The 18,390-nt window shown below is 69.9% G+C and carries 14 protein-coding genes; 10 read left to right on the plus strand and 4 right to left on the minus strand.

Annotated elements, in window-relative coordinates:
- The 3 genes from HR086_RS31565 to HR086_RS31575 all read left to right on the plus strand — a co-directional run.
- Positions 1-2,115: tetratricopeptide repeat protein (locus HR086_RS31565; RefSeq protein ID WP_174467500.1), on the plus strand; the 2,115-nt coding region annotated here is incomplete at its 5' end.
- A 65-nt stretch (positions 2,116-2,180) separates the two neighbouring features.
- Positions 2,181-2,708, plus strand: coding sequence for a hypothetical protein (locus HR086_RS31570; RefSeq protein WP_141647394.1), 528 nt, complete (start codon positions 2,181-2,183; stop codon positions 2,706-2,708).
- Positions 2,709-2,779: 71 nt separating this feature from the next.
- Entirely contained in the window at positions 2,780-3,247 is a 468-nt protein-coding gene (locus HR086_RS31575) for a nuclear transport factor 2 family protein (protein ID WP_141647395.1), read from the plus strand.
- A 41-nt stretch (positions 3,248-3,288) separates the two neighbouring features.
- On the opposite strand, the gene HR086_RS31580 is transcribed toward HR086_RS31575, so the two are convergent.
- Positions 3,289-4,260 carry a homoserine kinase gene (locus HR086_RS31580; protein ID WP_174467501.1) on the minus strand — a complete coding sequence of 324 codons (972 nt, stop codon included), beginning with the start codon at positions 4,258-4,260 and terminating at the stop codon, positions 3,289-3,291.
- A 92-nt stretch (positions 4,261-4,352) separates the two neighbouring features.
- On the opposite strand from HR086_RS31580, the gene HR086_RS31585 reads away from it, so the two are divergent.
- Entirely contained in the window at positions 4,353-5,933 is a 1,581-nt protein-coding gene (locus HR086_RS31585; protein WP_174467502.1) for a tetratricopeptide repeat protein, read from the plus strand.
- Positions 5,934-5,951: 18 nt separating this feature from the next.
- On the opposite strand, the gene HR086_RS31590 is transcribed toward HR086_RS31585, so the two are convergent.
- The 3 genes from HR086_RS31590 to HR086_RS31600 are packed head-to-tail and all read right to left on the minus strand — an operon-like array spanning position 5,952 to position 9,943.
- Entirely contained in the window at positions 5,952-6,446 is a 495-nt protein-coding gene (locus tag HR086_RS31590) for a hypothetical protein (protein WP_174467503.1), read from the minus strand.
- Positions 6,447-6,453: 7 nt separating this feature from the next.
- Positions 6,454-7,785, minus strand: a complete 1,332-nt coding sequence (locus HR086_RS31595) for a cyclic nucleotide-binding domain-containing protein (RefSeq protein WP_141647399.1) — start codon at positions 7,783-7,785, stop codon at positions 6,454-6,456.
- Between the two features lie 40 nt (positions 7,786-7,825).
- Positions 7,826-9,943, minus strand: a complete 2,118-nt coding sequence (locus tag HR086_RS31600; RefSeq protein WP_174457154.1) for an FHA domain-containing protein — start codon at positions 9,941-9,943, stop codon at positions 7,826-7,828.
- A gap of 176 nt (positions 9,944-10,119) precedes the next feature.
- Between HR086_RS31600 and HR086_RS31605 the strand changes: the two genes are divergently transcribed.
- The 6 genes from HR086_RS31605 to gspD all read left to right on the plus strand — a co-directional run.
- Positions 10,120-11,601, plus strand: coding sequence for a TldD/PmbA family protein (locus tag HR086_RS31605; protein WP_174467504.1), 1,482 nt, complete (start codon positions 10,120-10,122; stop codon positions 11,599-11,601).
- Between the two features lie 18 nt (positions 11,602-11,619).
- A complete protein-coding gene (locus HR086_RS31610; protein WP_141647402.1) occupies positions 11,620-12,966 on the plus strand; it encodes a TldD/PmbA family protein in 1,347 nt (448 codons plus the stop codon).
- 122 nt (positions 12,967-13,088) lie between these two features.
- A complete protein-coding gene (locus HR086_RS31615) occupies positions 13,089-14,108 on the plus strand; it encodes a ParB/RepB/Spo0J family partition protein (protein WP_174457157.1) in 1,020 nt (339 codons plus the stop codon).
- Positions 14,109-14,139: 31 nt separating this feature from the next.
- The gene (locus HR086_RS31620; protein WP_141647404.1) at positions 14,140-15,531 is read left to right on the plus strand and encodes a sigma-54 dependent transcriptional regulator; all 1,392 of its coding nucleotides are present in this window, start codon (positions 14,140-14,142) and stop codon (positions 15,529-15,531) included.
- A gap of 193 nt (positions 15,532-15,724) precedes the next feature.
- Positions 15,725-16,630, plus strand: coding sequence for a type II secretion system protein GspC (gspC, locus tag HR086_RS31625; protein WP_174457158.1), 906 nt, complete (start codon positions 15,725-15,727; stop codon positions 16,628-16,630).
- 24 nt (positions 16,631-16,654) lie between these two features.
- On the plus strand, positions 16,655-18,390 hold a 1,736-nt coding region (gene gspD / locus HR086_RS31630), incomplete at its 3' end, for a type II secretion system secretin GspD (protein WP_174467505.1).

Consider the following 18,390-nt stretch of genomic DNA (forward strand, 5'->3'; position numbering starts at 1 on the left):
GTCCCCCAGAGCCCCGGCGCCGCGGTGGGTCGAGCCCTGGGCGCCGCCCTCGTCCTCAACGTCGGCGCGCTCATCCCCCCCTTCCTCGCCTCCACCGTCTTCGCCTGGCTGCGCACCTCGTGCGACCCCTTCGAGCTGGTGGGTTTCTATCCCATGCTCACCCTCCCCTCGGCCGTGCTGGCCTCGGCGTCGGGAGTCCTCTGCGGCTTCAAGGCCCGGCGGCCCTCCCGGGGGGTGGCACTGCACGTGCTGCTCGTCCTGCTGTCGCTCGTCCCCACCGTGTGGCCCATCGTCGCCGGTCCCCAGGTCTTCGCCTTCAACCACTTCCTGGGACACCTGCCCGGCCCCCTCTACGACGAGGCCCTGGTGATGACGCCCGCGCTGGGCTGGTTCCGCCTGGAGACCCTGCTGTGGGCCTGGGTCCTGGCGGGGCTCGCCGCCGCGATGCTGGACCTCGGCGCCGGCACCCTGCGCCGCGCGAGCGTGCGCCCCTGGAGCCTGGTGGCGCTCGCGCTCCCCATGTCCGCCATCCTCTTCCTGGAGGTGAAGGGCCCCCAGCTGCGCACGCGGATGACGGACGCCTACCTCGCGGACACCCTGGGCGGCGTGCGCGACACGGAGCACTTCCGCCTCCACTACCCCCGGGGCAAGTCGCGCGAGGACGTGGACCGCCTCGCCCGTGACATGGAGTTCCGGTGGATGCAGGTGCAGCGCTTCCTCGGAGTGGCCCCCACCGAGCGCATCCGCGTGTGGCTCTATCGCAACGAAGAGGAGAAGCAGCGCCTGGTGGGCGCCGGCCGCACCCAGTACGCCAAGCCCTGGCGGTACGAGCTGCACATCCAGGACAAGCCCTTCCCCCACTCCACCCTGCACCACGAATTGGCGCACGTCATGGCCGCCCCCGCCGGCAGCGGCCCGTTCCGAGTCACCACGCGCCTGGGACTCTGGCCCCTCATGGGCGTCATCGAAGGGTTCGCCGTCGCCGCCGACGGCCCCGCCCAGGGCGACCTCACCCTGCACCAGTGGGCCGCGGGCATGCGCCGCCAGAAGCTGGCCCCGGACATGCGCAAGCTGATGGGGCCGCAGGGCTTCTACCAATCCGCTCCCGCTCGCGCGTACACCGTGGCCGGCTCCTTCCTGCTCTACCTCGCGGAGACCTACGGCGCGGACAAGCTGCGCGCGCTCTACGCCCACGCGGACTTCGACGACGCCTACGGGCGTCCGCTGGACGAGCTGGTCTCCGAGTGGGAACGCCACGTGGACGCCCTGCCCCTCGACGACACGGCCATCGCCCGCGCCTTCGCGCGCTTTCGCGCCGGCAGCCTGTTCAGCCGCGCCTGCGCCCGCGAAGTCGCCCGACTCACCGAGTCCGCGCGCGCCTCGCTGGTGGGAGACCCCGCGGATGCGCTGGAGCGCTACACCCGCGCCGCCTCGCTCCAGCCGGAGGAGCCCTCGTTCCGCCTGGGCGAAGCCGCCGCGCTGTCCGCGCTGGAGCGCTACGACGAGGCCACCTCCGTGCTCTCCACGCTCGCCCATCAGGTCAAGGCCCAGGCCGTCACCGCGGCCGAGGTCGCCATGGCCCGCGCGGACGTGGAGGCCCGACGCCAGCAGCCCGAGCAGGCGCGCCGCTACCTGGACGAGGTCCTCTCCCTGGACGCCACGCCCGAGCTGACGCGCACCGCCCAGGTGAAGCTCGCGGCGCTGGACTCCACCGCGCGACGCGAGGCCATCGACGCGTACTTCCAGTCGACGCGCGAGGAGCTGCGCCTGCTGATGCTGACGCGCGCCCTCCAGGCCGTGCCCCAGGACGCGTACCTCAACTACCTTTTGGGCCGCCGACTCCAGCAGGTGGGCTCGCCCATCCTCGCCGGCGAATACCTCCAACGTGCGCTGGCGGACGGTTCGCTGCCGGAGGCCCTCCGCCGGGAGGCCCTGCGCGTGAAGGTGGAGGCCGCCTACCTCGCCGGGGACTGCGGCGCGGTGCGCCACGAGGTCGGGGTCCTTCCAGACTTCGGAACGGCCTTCAAGGCCACCGCCCAGGAGTGGCGGGAGCGGTGTGATTTCGAGGAGAAGACCTTCCAGGGGCCCCTGGTGCCACGACAGGCTTTCCGCTAGCCGCGCTTTCCGCTAGGCAGGCAGCCCACACAGCGGCGACGAGCCAGCCCATCAGGAGGGAAGCGATGCGGTTCGAGACGAGGCAGCGAATCCAGGGGACGGTGGACGAGGTGGAGCGCGCGCTCCTCGACGAGCGGTACTTCGAGTTCCTCCTCAAGTACCACGGCGTCTTGCTGGAGCTGGCGCCGATTGAAGTGAAGACCGAGGGCGACCTGGTGAAGCGCAAGGTGCGCTACCGCCCCAAGCCGGTCATCGAGAGCATCGGCCCCAAGCGCGTGCCGCCCGAGTGGTTCGCCTTCATCGAGACGTCCACCTACGACAAGCGCCGCAAGGAGCTCACGTTCACCAACACGCCCACGTCGGGCACCATCTCCAAGATGCTGGTGAACACCGGCACCATGCGCTTCCGTGACCTGGGCGCCGGGCAGACGGAGCGGTCGATGGACGGCGAAATCTCCCTCAAGCTGCCCTTCCTGATGAAGCCGCTGGCGCTCATCGGCGAGAAAATCATCCAGGGCGAGGGCCTCAAGATTCTCGACAACGAGATTCCGGTGCTCAACCGGTTCATCTCCGAGGTCATCCGCAAGGGCTGAGGCACGCGGAGTGCAGGTGGGGCCGGGGGAATGGGTTGACTTCTCATCCATTGTCTTCGTAAGGCCCCGCCATGCTCATCCGCTTCCTCGCTCTCTGCGCCCTGACCCTCCTGGCCGCCTGCGCTCCGAAGCGCATCCCCGGCACCGAAATCGACGACACCTCCGACACGCGGGCCATTTTGTCAGTGATGGAGCAGTACCGGTCTGCCATTGAGGCACGCGACGCGAAGGGCATCCAGGCCCTGGTGTCCAAGGACTTCCGTGAGGATGGCGGCACGCCGGGGGACCCCGAGGATGACCTGAACACGGCCAACCTCGTGCCCTACCTGGAGACGCTCTTCCCGCAGCTCCAGTCGCCCAAGGTGGAGCTCGACGTGCGCCGGGTGCAGGTGGGCAAGGACATGGCCACCGCCATCTATTACTGGAAGGTGAGCTGGCGCATGCCCAGCCTCACCCCCCGCCCCCAGAAGGAGGCGGAGTTGGAGCAGATGGTGTTCCGGCTCGAGGATGGCCGCTGGAAGATCCTCTCCGGCATCTGAAGCCGCGTCGACTCCGGGGCGCGTCATGGCGCCCCGGTAGCTCACAAGCCCAGGAGCGTCGCGTAGCCCGAAGGCCCCATGGCCGACAGCGCGCGCGCCCGGGCGAGATAGGTGCGGTAGTCCTTGCGCACCAGCTTGTCCGCCGGCAGCGGGGACAGGTGGTAGTCGCGGATGCGGCTGGCCGTGAAGCGCACCGCCCCGAAGAGCGCGTGGCCGAAGAGGTTGGCCCGCTCCACGGGAGACAGCGGCCGGATGTCCTGGTAACCGCGCACCAGCGCCTCGCACAGCTCCGGCAGATACCCGCCGCCATCGAAACACCAGGCGTTCAGGGTGATGACCAGATCCAACCCGTACGCCTCGCGGCAGGCCATCTCGAAGTCGAAGAAGGCGCCCACGCTGCCGCCCAGCCACTTCACGTTGTCGGTGAAGAGGTCCGCATGGATGACGCCGAGCGGCTCCAGGCCCAGGCGTTGCGACTCGGCCGTGTCGAGCAGGCGCTCCAGTTCCCCGGCGATGGTGGCCAGCGTCGCATCCGGGTGACGCGACAGCTCCGCCAGCCATCCGCGCACGACGTCCGGTGAGTACGGGTTGGTGCGCGAGCCGCTGAAGGACTGCGTGTCGCGGTGCAGCTTGCCCAGCTCCGTGCCCAGCCGCTCCAGGTGCTCGGAGGTGAGGTTCGGATGGCGCAGCTCCTCGCCCGGCAGCCAGCGGAAGACGCTGACGCGCCCGCCCTCGAGTTCGACGAACGTCGCTCCGTCGCGCGTGGTGAGCTGCACGGGCGAGGGGAAATGGTACGCGGCCAGGTGGGCGAGCAGCGCGGACTCGAAGCGCAGGTCATCCGACGAGCGCACCGTCGTGTGGCGAACGAAGTAGCGGCCGGTGTCCGTCTCCAGCCGGTGGTTGGTGTTGATGGAGCCCTGGGGAATGGGCGTCACGCTCCGCACACTCCCCAGTCCGAAAATGTCGGCGACGCGAGTGAAGACCTCGGGGGACAGCGCCGTGTGAACCGCCATTGCTCACTCCTCCCATGCTCGGGGCCCGCTCCATTGACACCTGGGAGGGGCGTACCTAATAGCATCCAACTCCAGCGCGGGGAGACAGGTCCATGGGCACCGAGGTTCAGGGCGACTGGAAGCGGCGCGAGAGCTGGAAGAGCGCGCTGGTGCAGGTGGCCGTGGTGGCCGTGGTGCTCGCGGGCGCCGTCACCTACTTCGTCCACCGGGGCGCGGTGCGAAAGGAGACAGAGGAGCGCATGCGCGCGGCCCGCTCGGCGGCCCTCCGGGGCAATCCCGCGGACCTGACCCGCGCCATGGCGGAGCTGGAGACGCTCTTCCAGGTGGACGCCGAGGCCCGCGACGGCCAGGCCCTGGCCGCCGACATCCAGACGGTGCTGTGGCTGGAGCACCACCAGCCCGGTGCCGATGCCAAGGCGCGCGAGTACCTGTCCCGCGCCGAAGCGCTCGACTCCCGCTCCGGCGAGCGCTACAGCGCGCGCGCCCTGCATCTGCTCGCGGAGGGCAAGACGGCCGAGGCGGAGAAGTACCTCGCGGACCTCCAGGCCCAGGGCGCCAACAGCCCGCGACTCACGCTGGCCCTGGCCCTGACGCTCCAGGCGAAGGGAGACCTGCCCGGCGCGCGTCAGGCGTTCGCCCGCGCCGCCGAGGGGGCCTACCGGGACACGCGCTTCACCACCGCGTACGCGGAGGCCCTGCTCGACGAAGGCCAGCACGCCCAGGCGGTGGAGGTCTTCGAGAAGACCACCAGCGTCAACCCGGACCACCTCATGGCGCGGCTGGGCGCGGGGCTCGCGTATGCGTACCAGGGCAAGAAGCTGGAGGAGGCGCAGCGCGCGCTCGCCACGGCCTCCGAGAAAGAGGCGGAGCTGACGCCCTCGCTGCGCTCCCGCATGGGGGCCCTGAAGGCGGAGCTGGCGCTGACGCGGGGCGCGACGGACGAGGCGCTCCAGGAAGCGGACGCCGCGCTGAAGACGGTGCCGGATGACGTCTACGCCCTCTTCGCCCGGGCCCGGGCCCTGTCGGCGCGGAAGGGCCCGGAGGCGCGCGCCGCCTTCGATGCCGCGGTGGCGAAACGGCGCACCGCGCCCCTGCTCTACCTGGATGGCGCGCGCAGCCTCCAGGCGTCAGGCGACAACACCGGAGCGCTGGCGCTGCTGGACGCATACGAGGGCACCTTCGGCGCCATCCAGGTGGCCACCGCCGACGGCAAGAAGGTCAGCCTCCTGGAGCAGGACGGCCGCTACTGGCTCGCCCGGGGCGGGCTGCTGGAGGCCGCGGGCCAACAGGACGACGCGCTCACCGCCTATGACAAGGCCATCGCCGCGAAGGGCGTCGGGCTGGCGCGGGCCCAGTACGCCAAGGGCGCGCTGCTGGTGCTCCGCAAGGACTACGAGGGTGCGAAGGCCCTGCTGGCCACCGTGGCCCCGGACACGGGCGCGGGCACGCTGCCGGAGGCATATACCGCCATGGGCGACCTGCTCTTCGCGCAGAGCGCGTACGCGGCGGGCTGCCAGCACTACTACTTTGGCCTCGTGCGTGCCCGCTCACAGGGGACGTCGCGCGACGAGCTGGCCGCGCGCATCGACTCCGTGAAGAAGGGCCTGGAGTCCGCGGGCCAGGGCCCCATGGCCAAGGCGTGGATGAACGAGACGGGCGCCCTGCTCCAGTGAGGCCGAGCGCCCGCGCGTCTACAGCAACTCCGAGGCCTCCAGCGGACGGTACTTGGCGCGGACGATGCGCCACTCACCGTCGGTCTCCTTCTCGAACGTCCCCTCGATGAGGTAGGCGTTGAGCACGCTGTCCGCCGCCAGGTCCTTCAGGTTCTCCGCCTGGGAGCGACCGAAGATGAAGCGGGCCTGGAAGTCGCCCTGCGTGGGAGACACTTCGTGCACCTCCAGGTTCGTCGTGAAGATGCGGACCCACTGGCCGCGCAGCACCTGGCCCGTCAGCACGCCCCGGACCTGCCGGTTGTCCCAGCCACCGTCCGTCTTGAAGCGCTCGGACACGCCCTCCATCACCCCGGAGATGTCCTTCTGCTCCGCGGCGCGCGTCATGGTGATGACCTGCCGGGTGATGGCCTCCGGGACACCTGGCTCCCGACGCGGCCAGAAGTAGAGCACCGCACCGGCCGCCATGAGGGCCAGCGCCACCCCCATCACCTTCGAGCGCGACAACATCACCATTCGCTCCTCACGCCGCCTCGGGCTCGAGCACCAGCTCGTCCGCGTCGATGATTTCCAGGGGCCGCAGCGCCTCGCCAATCTGCTTCAGGCGGCGGTCCGACAGCTGCTCCAGGTACGTGCGGATGTGCGGGAAGACTCGAACCAGTTCGTGGAACGCGTTGCGCTCCAGGAAGGCCGCCGCCGTCTTGCGCGTGGCCGCCACGGTGGCCGACGCACGCAGACCCGTCAGCAGGGAGATTTCCCCCGCCACGTCGCCCTCGCGCAGCACGCCCAGCGTCACGGTGCCGCCCGCCGGGTCCTCCTTCTGCACCACCAGCTCTCCGGCCAGCACCAGGAACAGCCCTGGCGAGTGCTCACCCTCCACCAGCACCTTCTCGTGCCCCTGGAGCGCGCGGAAGGCGAAGCGCTGCAGCATGGCTCCGCGCTCCGACTCCGGCAGCGTCTGGAACATGGGCGAAGTCGCCATCAGGTTTCGCGCCATGCGCTGCTGCGCGAAGTCCGCCAGCACCTGCGGCACGGCCGGGTGATTCTTGGCCACGGCGTTGAGGTGCTCGCGGCGAATCTCGAAGACCTCCGTGTCCGACACCGCGGACACCGTCGCGGTGGGAGGCGCGCCCGTCAACAGGGCAATCTCGCCGAAGATGGAGCCACCGCCGAGGAAGCCCAGTGTCTTCGCCTCGCCGTCCATCTGCCGCGTCACCTCCGCCTTGCCCGCGACGAGCACGTAGAGGTGGTCGGCCGGCTCGCCCTCTCGGCTCACCACTTCCTCCGGCCTCACCCGACGCCACGCCATGCGGCCCACCAGGTCGATGAAGGCCTCCCGGTCCAGCTCCGCGAACAGCGGCAGCGGAGGCCGGCTGTTGGGGTCCGCGGAGCCACCCGGGTCCGGCGCGGCCAGTACTTCAATGGCGCGGTTGGAGAGTTCCTCGCCCACCAGGCCCATCAGGTCCGTCTCCACCTTGCCGTCGTACAGCGTCTCCGGAGGCAGCGGCGGGGGCACCGCGGCTCGGCCCGGCGCGCTGCGCACCGCGCGCGAGTGGACGCGGATGAGCGTGTCCTTCAGGCGTCGCTCGTTGGGGGCCAGCTCCAGGGCCAGCTTGCACGCGGCCATGGCGGACAGCAGGTAGTCGCGGCGCAGGAGTCCCTCCGCGCACGCGTGGTACGACGTGACGGCGCGTTCGCGCTCGCCCAGCTCCGCCAGACACCGGGCCGCCATCATCCGCGAGCGGTGGTCCGCGGGGACGCGACGTACGGCCTCCGCGAACACGGCGAGGGCGCGCTCGAACTGGCGCTCCTCGATGAGGTCCATTCCGAGTTCACGCAGCGACGACTCGCTCATCCCATGTCTCCACGAACCTTCGTTGTTGCAGCAGCGCCGCTCACGGCTGGAGCTCGCTCAGGTACATCTCCGCCTTGCGCTTCGTATCCGAGCCCTCGGGCGCTGTCTCGATGACAATCTTGAACTTCACCGCCGCGGACTGGGGGTCCCTGTCGCGCTCGATATAGGCGCGCATGTAGAGCTCCTCCACCTTCTTCTGCAGGTCGTCCAGGCCGTCACGCGCCCGGCGGTCCCCCGGGTTGAGGCGCAGGGCCTCGCGGAAGTTGAGCCCCGCCGCCGCCAGGTCCCCCTTCTTCAGCGCCGCCTGTCCCGCCGCCAGGGCCGCCGACGCCAGCTGCTCGTCCAGCGTGTTGCCCAGCGAGCCCTGGAAGCCAATCTGCCGGTACAGCTCCGCCGCCCGGCGCAGCGGCTTCGACGCCGACTCGAGCGCGTTGGACGCCAGCTTCTTCTGCGCGTCGTCCAGCGAGCGCTGGAACTGGGGAATGAGCGTCTTCAACTGGCGCGCCCGCTCCTTCACGTCCTTCTCCGCCTTGTACTTCTCCGTGACGCGGTCGCACTCCAGCACCGCGCGCTGATAGTCGCCGCCGTTGAAGCGCCGCTCCACGTCGGTGAAGGCCTCCTCGAGGAAGAGCTTGCGCTCCTCCTTGGCGTTCAGCGCGGCGCGCTCGCGGTTGGCGCGGTCCCTTCGCGCACCGTCCGCGGACTCCTTCGCCAGCTCCGCCTCCAGGTCCTGGAGCTTCTGCGCATAGGCCGGCTTGTTCAGGTCCGGCACGCGGTCCAGCAGCGGACGCGCCGCCTCCGGGTCCCGGGCCGCGAGCGCGTCTTCCATCTGCTGGATGCGGAACGCGGCGTCCTTCTCCTCCAGCTCCGTCTCCAGCTTGCGCCGGATGTCGTCCATCTTGGCCGTGCCCTGCGGCGTGGCCGCGAGCTTCGTGCGCGCCTCCTCGAACTGCTGGGCGACCATCAGCGCGCGCACGGACTCGAAGGACTGCACCACCTCCAACTGCTTGCTCGCAGCCTTGCCCAGGCCCTCCTCGTCGACGCCCGGCCGCAGCTTCTCCGCCTCTTCCACGAGCCGCACCGCGGTGGCGTAGTCGTCCGCGCGCACCGCCTCGCGCGCCTTCTGCATCAGCAGCTTCGAGCGCTCGATGTTCGGATCCACCGGCGGCGGAGGCGGCGGCCCGGAGGGGATGAACAACAGGCCCAGCATCAGCAGCACCACCACACCGCCACCCACGGCGATGAGCAGCTTCGTCTTCGAGTTCGGCCCTCCGCCCGTGACGGCGCTCCTGGGGGGCGGACGGGGACGGGGGATGGCGATGGCGCCCTTGCCCTTGTTCTGCGCCTTGTCCTGGAACCCGTCCGGCACCCGGTAGTTGGCGTTGGTCATCTCGTTCAGCCGGGGATCATTCGGATCCACGTCCGAACCACGAGCGGCGCCCGCGGCCTTCCGGGCCTCGTCCTTCTCCTTGGCGGCCTCCTCGCGCTCGCGCTTCTCCTCGGCCTCGCGAGCCTCCGCCTGCGCGCGCATCTCCTTGATCTGCTCCGCCTCGTCCACGAAGCGAAGGCGCGTCTTGCCCATGGCGATTTCATCGCCGTGCTTGAGCAGACACTCGTCCACGCGCTGATCATTCACCTGGGTGCCGGAGATGCTGCCCAGGTCTCGCATCGCCACGCCGGTCTGGCCGTAGACGAGCTCCAGGTGCCGGCGCGACACCGACTGGTCGTCCAACACGAAGTCGCAGTCCTTGCCGCGCCCCACCACCATCCGCACGCCCTGGAAGCGCTTCTTGCGCCCCCGGTCCGGCCCGGCCAGCACCAGCATCTGCACGGGAGGACCCGCGCGCGTGGACTCGGAGTTGTCGTCGTCGTCGTCGCGGCGCACCGCGTCCTCGCGCGACTCCGGCACGGCGCCCACGCGCGTCTCATCCGTGCGGGAGCGGGGAGGTTGCGCGTCACCGTACAGCTCCGGGTTCGCGGGGCCGTCGGGATAGCCTTCTTCCCCGGAGAGGGGTGCGGCGAAATCCTCGTCGGCGGGTGACGCCTCGCGCGGAGGGCGAGCCCGGGCTGACGGCTTCGCCGATGGAGAGTCCGCCCCCGCGTCACCGCCGGAACGGCCGGCGCCAGCGCGAGGAGAGGATGGAGGACGAGCAGGCATGGGGTGGGGTCCAGGTTCCGAAACGTCGGCCATCTTAAAGCGCCGGCCCCCACGGTGGGAATGCGACAGGCCAGCCCGCGGGGAAAGAAGGGCGGCCATTGTCCGTTGCTCCCGGAGATTTCCCCTCCTATGTAGGTTTCCACACCCCCCCACCGCTTCACCGAGGGAGTTCCTGAATGCCCCGAGCGTCCGCGCCGACCCGACGCGCCCCTTCTTCCCAGCTCGCCCCCCTGGCGGCCCGGCGGCCCTCGCCCGCTCCCCTGCTGCCCCAGCCGCTGCTCGAGCGACTGCTGGCGGTGGCCATGGAGCGCGGGGGTGACTTCGCGGAGGTCTACGTGGAGCGCACCCACAGCACCAGCGTGGTGCTGGAAGAGTCGCGCATCAAAAGCGCCCAGACGGGCCTGGTCCAGGGCGTGGGGGTGCGGGTCATCTCCGGAGGAAAGGTGGGGTACGCCTTCTCCGACGACTGGGACGAGCCCGCGCTGCTGCGGGCGGCCTCCACGGCGGCGATGATTGCCCAGGGCCAGGGCTCCGAGCGCGCCTTCCCCGTCTCCCGCGTCGCGGTGCCCAGCCACTACCGGGTCCCCACCCCGCTGTCGGACGTGGAGGTGTCGCTCAAGGCGTCCCTGCTGACGCGCGCGGACCAGGCGGCTCGCGCGTTCGACTCGCGGGTGACGCAGGTCAATGGCGCCTACGCGGACCAGACGCGGCGCCTCGCGGTGGCCAACACGGAGGGGCGCTACACCGAGGACACCCAGGACTTGTGCCGCATCTCCGTGCAGGTGGTGGTGCAGGGCAAGAAGAACGAGCGGCGCACGGGCATGTACGGCGGGGGCGGCCGGGTGCCGTTCACCCACTGGGCCACCTTCCCCCCGGAGGAGGTGGCCCGTGAGGCGGCGCGACAGGCGGTGGCCACGCTGGGCGCGGTGGACTGCGCCGCGGGCCCGCAGACGGTGGTGCTGGCGCCCGGCTGGAGCGGCATCCTCCTGCATGAGGCGGTGGGCCACGGCCTGGAGGCGGACTTCATCCGCAAGGGCACGTCGCTGTTCGCCGGCAAGCTGGGAGAGAAGGTGGCCTCCGAGCTGGTCACCGTCATCGACGACGGCACGGTGGCCAGCGGCCGAGGCTCCATCAACATCGACGACGAGGGGACGCCGGGGGAGCGCAAGGTCCTCATCGAGAACGGCGTGCTCAAGGGCTACCTCTACGACAGCCTCAACGCGAAGCTGATGGGGCAGCGCTCCACGGGCAGCGGGCGGCGCGAGTCCTTCCGGCACCTGCCCATCCCCCGCATGACGAACACGTTCCTCGCGCCGGGAAACCACCACCCCGACGACATCCTGAAGGAAGTGAAGCGCGGGCTGTACTGCGCGACCTTCGGTGGCGGGCAGGTGGACATCAGCAACGGCAACTTCGTCTTCGAGGTGAGCGAGGCGTACCAGATTGAAGACGGCAAGCTGGGCCGCCCGGTGAAGAACGCCATCCTCATCGGCGTGGGGCCGGAGGCGCTGAAGAACGTGTCCCGCGTGGGGTGCGACCCGCAGCCGGACCCGGGCATGGGCGTGTGTGGGAAGAACGGGCAGTCGATGCCGGTGGGCGTGGGCCTGCCCACGCTGCGCATCGACAACGTCACCGTGGGCGGAACCCAGGTCGGTTGAGAGAGAGCGCCAGACACCATGGACTACCAGAAGCTCGCGAAGAAGATCGTCCAGCGCGCCACGAAGAAGGGCGCCCACCAGGCCGAAGCCTTCCTGGAGGTGAGCCGCCAGAGCAACGTGCGCGTGCGCGAAGGACAGATTGAAGACCTCACCCAGTCCACGTCCAAGGGCGTGGGCCTGCGCGTCGTCGTGAAGGGCCGGCTCGGCTTCGCCTTCACGTCGGACTTCGAGCCCTCGGGGCTGGAGCTCCTCGTGGACCAGGCGCTGAAGCTGGCCGAGGCCGCCGCGCCCAGCAAGCTCAACGGCCTGCCCGGCGCGAAGGAGCTGGGCCGCTACGGAGACACGGGCGATTTGTATGACCCGGCCGTGGCGAACCTGCCCGGCGACTGGAAGGTGAAGGCCGCGCTGGAGATGGAGAAGGCGGGCCGCGCGGAGGACTCGCGCGTCACGACGTTCAACGCGGTGGGCGCCGGGGACTTCGTATCCGAGGTGTACGTCGCGTCGTCGGAAGGGATGGCCGGAGGCTACTCGGGCACGTACGTGTACCTGTACGCGCTGCCGGTGGCCGCCGCGGACGGCCAGCTCCAGAAGGGCTACTGGCTGGACTACAAGCGCTTCCTCGCGGACCTGGATTCGCCGGAGTCCATCGGCCGCGAGGCGACGCGGCGCGCGGTGCGGATGCTGGGTGCGAAGCGTGTGAAGACGCAGCAGGTCCCCGTGCTCTTCGACCCCCTCGTCACCGCGTCCTTCATGTCCGGCGTGGCCAGGGCGGCCAGCGGCAACGCCGTGCACCAGCAGGCCAGCATGCTGGCGTCGCTCCAGGGCAAGCGGCTCGCGAGCGAGCACGTCACGCTGGTGGACAACGGGCTCCTGTCGCGAGGCCTGGCCACCGCGCCCTTCGACGGCGAGGGCGTGCCCACCCGGCGCACCCCCATCATCGACCGGGGCGTGATGTCGAACTTCCTCTATGACGCCTTCACCGCGCGCAAGGCGAAGGCGCGGCCCACGGGCAACGCCAAGCGCGGCTACAACGCGCTGCCCACCATCGGCACCAGCAACCTGTATCTGGAGGCGGGCACCACGCCGCCCGAGCAGCTCATCCGCGAGGTGGACCGGGGCTTCTACGTCACGTCGCTGCTCGGCCATGGGGCAAACCCCGTGACGGGCGAGCTGTCCGCGGGTGCCAACGGCCTGTGGATTGAAAACGGCGAGCTGACGCACGCGGTGCAGGAAGTCACGGTGGCCGGCAACGTCCTGAAGATGCTCCAGGACATGGACGGCGTCGGCAACGATTTGCAGTTCCGAGGCGGCACGGTGGGCGCGCCCACTGTCCGCTTCCGGCAGCTCACCCTCTCGGGAGAGTAGCCCTACCTCCCGCGTCCCCCTAGCGTGGGCGACGCGGGAGGCCCCCTCCCCCACGTGTTGGGGGAGGCGAATGTCAGGGCCTCCGGCTACACCTTTCGTCCGCAGCGCAGGAGGGCGCACCCATGGCAGCGAAGTCCGCACGAAAAAAGACGGCCGCCGCCGCGAAGGCGAAGCCGGCCACCACCCCTCGCAAGCCCCGCCGCAAGAAGGCGGACCCCAAGTCCCGGGGCCTGACGCCCGCGGACGTGGCCAGCGACTCGGTGGAGTACCCCATCGACATCCTCGAGGCCGTGCGCACCGACGGCGGAGAGGTGCTCGGCGTCTACCGCGAGCCGTTGGGCGGCCACCCCGTGGTGCTCGCGGTGCTGCCCATCGACAAGGTGGAGCCCACGCCCTACCAGCGGGACTTGTCCGAGCCCCACGTGAAGCGGCTCGCCAGCGCCATGGAGCGGTTGGACCGCTTCCTGGACCCCGTCATCGCCGTGCGCAAGGACGGCAAGTACTGGACGCCCAACGGCAACCACCGCCTGCACGCGAGCAAGCTTCTGGGCGCCAAGTCCATCATCGCGCTGCTGCTCCCCGACGAGGACGTGGCCTACCAAATCCTCGCCCTCAACACGGAGAAGGCCCACAACCTCAAGGAGCGCTCGCTGGAGGTGGTCCGCATGTACCGGGGCCTCGTCGGCGCGGGCCGCGAGGGCAAGGAGACCGCCTTCGCGCACCTGTTCGAGGAGCCTTCCTTCGTCACGCTCGGCGCGGCCTACGAGAAGCGCCCCCGCTTCTCCGCGGGCGCCTACCACCCGTTCGTCAAGGTGGTGGAGGACTTCCTCGACAAGCCGCTCGGGGCCGCGCTCGCCCTGCGCGAGGCCCGGGCGGACCGGCTCCTGGAGCTGGACGACGCCGTGGTGGCCGTCGTCAACGGCCTCAAGGAGCGGGGCCTGCAGAGCCCCTACCTCAAGAACTTCGTCGTCGCGCGCATCAACTTCCTGCGCTTCCGCAAGAACGGCGGCAAGCCCGACTTCGACGAAACGCTGGACCGGATGCTGGCCAGCGCGCTCAAGTTCAACCTGGAGTCCGTCAAGCGCGAGGACATCGGCCGGATGGGCGGTGGCCCTGTCGAGTCGGACGACGAGCACGCGTAGGGAACGGGGATTGCAAGAAGCGGCGCCCATCATGACCACCTCCACCGTTCTCGTCGTCGACGACGACCGCGCCAACCTCGACTCCGTGACGCGCATCTTCCAGCGGGAGAACATGGCCACGCTGTCCGCCGCCAACGGGACGGAGGCGCTGGAGATGCTGCGCCGCCCGGAAGTCACGGTGATGGTGACGGATTTGATGATGCCCGGCATGGACGGGCAGGAGCTGCTCCGCGCGGCGCGCACCATCCGCCCCGACGTGGAGGTGGTGCTGATGACCGCCTACGGCACGGTGGAGACGGCCGTGGCGGCGATGAAGGACGGCGCCTACGACTTCATCACCAAGCCCCTCAAGCGCCACGCGCTGGTGAAGGCGGTGCAGAAGGCGCTGGAGAAGCGGGCCCTCGTCTCGGAGAACCAGACGCTCAAGGCGAAGCTGGCGGAGATGAGCGCCGCGGGCGGGCGCACCATGGTGGGCCAGTCCCCCGCCTTCCGCGCCATGCTGGACACCATCCGCCAGGCGGCGCCCTCCACCGCCACGGTGCTGCTGCTGGGCGAGTCCGGCACCGGCAAGGAGCTGGCCGCGCGCTCGGTGCACGAGTACTCCAGCCGGGCCAAGGGCGCCTTCGTCGCCGTCAACTGCGGCGCGCTGCCGGAGAACATCCTGGAGGCGGAGCTGTTCGGCGTGGAGCGCGGCGCCTTCACCGGCGCGGTGGCCCGGCGCGAGGGCCGCTTCGAGCGCGCCCATGGTGGCACCCTCTTCCTGGACGAAGTCGGTGAGATGCCGCTGCCCGCCCAGGTGAAGCTCCTGCGCGCGCTGGCCGAGGGCGAAATCGAGCGGCTGGGCGGCACGCAGATCGTGAAGGTGGACGTGCGGTTGGTGGCCGCCACCAACAAGGACCTCCAGAAGGAGGTGGCCGAGGGGCGCTTCCGCGAGGACCTCTACTACCGCCTCAACGTGGTGGAGATCCGCGTCCCCGCGCTGGCCTCGCGCCGGGAGGACATCCCCCTCCTGGCGGACGCGTTCCTGCGCCGCTTCGCCGCGAAGAACGGCAAGGTGTTGCGCGGCTTCTCTCCAGAGGCGCTCCAGACGCTGGAGAACTACGCCTGGCCCGGCAACGTGCGAGAGCTGGAGCACGCCGTCGAGCGTGCGGTGGTGCTCGCGCGGGGCGAGGTGCTGGAGGCCAGCGACCTGCCCGAGTCGGTGCGCAAGGGCCCGCTCGGCGCCGCCTCCCAGCTGGTCATTCCCATTGGAACACCCATGGAAGAGGTGGAGCGCCGGGTGATCCACGAGACCTTGCGCCACACCAAGGGCGACAAGACGCTGGCCGCCCGGCTGCTGGGCATCGCGGCCCGCACCATCTACCGCAAGCTGGAGCGCGAGCAGTCCAACGGCGGCGAGCCCCCCGCCGGAAGCGAGGACTGACAGGCCGTCACAAAGGCCCCCACCTGGCTTTGACAATTTGTCCCAAGGCTCGGGGCAGCTCGCTCAGTCGCCCGGAGCTGTCCCTCATTCCGGAATAATTTCGAGCGCTTGGCCGTCCCCCTTGATTGGCCCCACTGGCCCGCGGTGGCACCTGGCTTGCTCTCCACGGGTTCGGCTTTCTCTCGGAAGCGTGATGGAACTCTTCTTTCGAAAATACTTTTGGACGGTGAACCTGCTGTTCGTCCTCCTCGTCGCGCTGCTGGCGGCGAAGACGGTGAACCTGTTCGTCGAGTCCGCCATCTCCCCGGTGCCCACGTCGGGGGCCGCCGCGCGCGCGCCCGCCAACGCCCGGCCAGCCCAGTCCGCACTGGCGCTGCCGGACATGGAGCAGTTGTCCCGGGTGACTGGCATCAAGATTCCGGAGCCGGAGGTCCCGGTGGCGGAACCCACCGCGCCTCAGGTCGACCCCAACGCGGCCCCCGTGAAGAGCGGCCTGCGCGTGAAGCTCCTGGGCACGCTCGTCGCGGGCAACCCCGACTGGTCCTTCGCCTCCATCCAGGACATGGTGACGCAGCGCTCGCAGACGTACATGGTGGGCAATGCCCTGCAGGGCGCCACCGTGCTCGAAATCGAGCGTGAGCGCGTCATCGTCCTCAATGGCGGCCGCAAGGAGTTCATCGACGGCAACCCGGGCGACGGCGCTCAGGCCTTCACGCCGCCCACGCCTCCGGTGGCGCAGGCGAACACCGCGTCCACCAGTGGCATCCGCGCCGTCAGCGACAACGAGTACGAAGTGCCTCGCGCGGAGATCGACAAGACGCTCAACAACCTCAACGACGTGGCCATGCAGGCGCGCATCGTTCCCGCCTTCAAGGACGGCCAGGCCGTGGGGTTCAAGCTCTTCTCCATCCGCCCGGACTCCATCTACTCGAAGATTGGAGTCCAGAACGGCGACGTCATCCGCCGCATCAACGGATTCGACCTCAACAGCCCCGAGAAGGCGCTCGAGGTGTATTCGAAGATGAAGGACTCATCCCGCATTGAAATCGAGATCGAGCGCAACGGCGCGCCGATCCGCAAGTCCTACAACGTCCGTTAAACCCCACGCCGCGCCCGCTCCTCCATGAAGACGCTCCCGTCCTGGATGCTCTGCCTGTGCCTCGCGCTCGCCGTCCCCGCGCAGGCGCAGCGCCGCCCCCCTCCGCCCGGCACCTCCGCGCCTTCAGCGCCGGGTGAGCGGACCATCACTCCCCAGTCGTCGCCCCCGGGCGCCGACGAGTCCAATCAGGGTTCCCGGCGTACGCCCACGTGCGAAGAGGCCCGGCGCAACGCGCGCTACGGCATCTACTTCGACAAGGTGGAGATCGAAAAGCTCGTCCAGACGGTCGCCGACGCCACCTGCCGCACGTTCATCCTTCCGGAGAACGTGCGCGGAAAGATTTCCATCATCGGCCCGGAGAACGGCCGCGTCGAAGTGGACGCCGACGCGTTCTACTCCGCCTTCCTGGCCTCACTCGACGCCAACGGGCTCGCCGCGTACCAGTACGGCCGCTTCATGAAGATCGTCGACAAGCGCTCGGCGAAGCAGAACCCCATCCCCACCATCGTCGAGGATGGCCAGCCGTACACGACCAACGAGCAGATGATCACCAAGCTGTTCCGCATCCGCAACGTGGAGGTGGAGCCCCTGCGCGGGGTGCTGCAGCAGCTGGTCTCCAAGGACGGCGACACCATCCCGTATCCGCCGGACACCATCATCGTCAACGACGTGGGCTCCAACATCCACCGCCTGGAGCGCCTCATCGACCAGCTGGACACGCGCGCGGCCAGCGACGAGCTGCGGGTCATCCAGGTGCAGTACGCCTCCGCGCAGGACGTGGCCACCACGGTGCAGCGCCTCTTCGAGGCCAAGGGCGCCCGTCCCGGTCAGCGGCCCGGCACCTTCACGCAGGGCGTGCCGCCCGCCGGACAGCCCGGTGGTGAGGTGATTGCCCAGCCCGCCTCGGGCGGCCAGGAGGCCTCCGCCGGGCCGGTGACGCTGTCGCAGATCATCCCGGACGAGCGCACCAACAAGCTCATCATCGTGGCCAGCCCCGCCGCGTTCGAGCGCATCCAGGACATCGTCACGCAGATCGACATCCCCTCCGGCACGGGCGGTCGCATCAACGTCTACTACCTGGAGAACGCCAACGCGGAGGAGCTGGCCAGTACGCTCCAGTCGCTGGCCCAGGGCACCGCGAACCGGCCGCGCTCGCCGATGCCGAACATGCCCCAGGGCGCCCCGCGTCCCGCCGGCACCACCCAGGCGGCGGAGCTGTTCAGCGGCGAGGTGAAGATTTCGGCCGACAAGGGCACCAACTCGCTGGTCATCGTCGCCAGCCAGACGGACTACAAGAACATCGTCCAGGTCATCCAGCAGCTCGACACGCCGCGCCGCCAGGTGTTCGTCGAGGCCGTCATCATGGAGGTGAACCTGGACCGCAACGCCGAGTTCGGCGTCAACCTGCACAGCGGCTTCGCGCTCCAGACCGACCGCGGCGCGGCGCCCGGCCTGATTGGCACCAACAACGGCGGCCAGGGCCTTCCGCCCTCGCTGAGCCTGGCGAACCTGGCGTCCTTCGGCGGCTTCCTCGCGGGTCTGCAGGGTCCGGTGATTCCGGCGCTGGAGAAGCTGGGCCTGGACATCCCCGCCTTCGGCGTGGTGCTGCACGCGATGCAGCAGAGCTCCGACGTCAACGTGCTCTCCACGCCGCACATCCTCACCAGCGACAACGAGGAGGCGGAAATCACGGTGGGCCAGAACGTGCCCTTCCAGTCCGGCTTCTCGCCCTCCTCGCTGGGCTCCCAGGTGGGCGGTGC

This window comes from Myxococcus sp. CA039A (genome assembly GCF_013336645.1).
GTDB classification, from domain to species: domain Bacteria; phylum Myxococcota; class Myxococcia; order Myxococcales; family Myxococcaceae; genus Myxococcus; species Myxococcus llanfairpwllgwyngyllgogerychwyrndrobwllllantysiliogogogochensis.

Bases quoted from the DNA above. Each gene is read 5' to 3' on its own strand.
- HR086_RS31595 (WP_141647399.1), bottom strand. From the start codon at position 7,785: ATGAGCGAGTCGTCGCTGCGTGAACTCGGAATGGACCTCATCGAGGAG.
- HR086_RS31600 (WP_174457154.1), bottom strand. From the start codon at position 9,943: ATGCCTGCTCGTCCTCCATCCTCTCCTCGCGCTGGCGCCGGCCGTTCC.
- HR086_RS31585 (WP_174467502.1), top strand. From the start codon at position 4,353: ATGGGCACCGAGGTTCAGGGCGACTGGAAGCGGCGCGAGAGCTGGAAG.
- HR086_RS31575 (WP_141647395.1), top strand. From the start codon at position 2,780: ATGCTCATCCGCTTCCTCGCTCTCTGCGCCCTGACCCTCCTGGCCGCC.
- HR086_RS31580 (WP_174467501.1), bottom strand. From the start codon at position 4,260: ATGGCGGTTCACACGGCGCTGTCCCCCGAGGTCTTCACTCGCGTCGCC.
- gspC (WP_174457158.1), top strand. From the start codon at position 15,725: ATGGAACTCTTCTTTCGAAAATACTTTTGGACGGTGAACCTGCTGTTC.
- HR086_RS31615 (WP_174457157.1), top strand. From the start codon at position 13,089: ATGGCAGCGAAGTCCGCACGAAAAAAGACGGCCGCCGCCGCGAAGGCG.
- HR086_RS31590 (WP_174467503.1), bottom strand. From the start codon at position 6,446: ATGGTGATGTTGTCGCGCTCGAAGGTGATGGGGGTGGCGCTGGCCCTC.
- HR086_RS31605 (WP_174467504.1), top strand. From the start codon at position 10,120: ATGCCCCGAGCGTCCGCGCCGACCCGACGCGCCCCTTCTTCCCAGCTC.
- HR086_RS31620 (WP_141647404.1), top strand. From the start codon at position 14,140: ATGACCACCTCCACCGTTCTCGTCGTCGACGACGACCGCGCCAACCTC.
- HR086_RS31570 (WP_141647394.1), top strand. From the start codon at position 2,181: ATGCGGTTCGAGACGAGGCAGCGAATCCAGGGGACGGTGGACGAGGTG.
- HR086_RS31610 (WP_141647402.1), top strand. From the start codon at position 11,620: ATGGACTACCAGAAGCTCGCGAAGAAGATCGTCCAGCGCGCCACGAAG.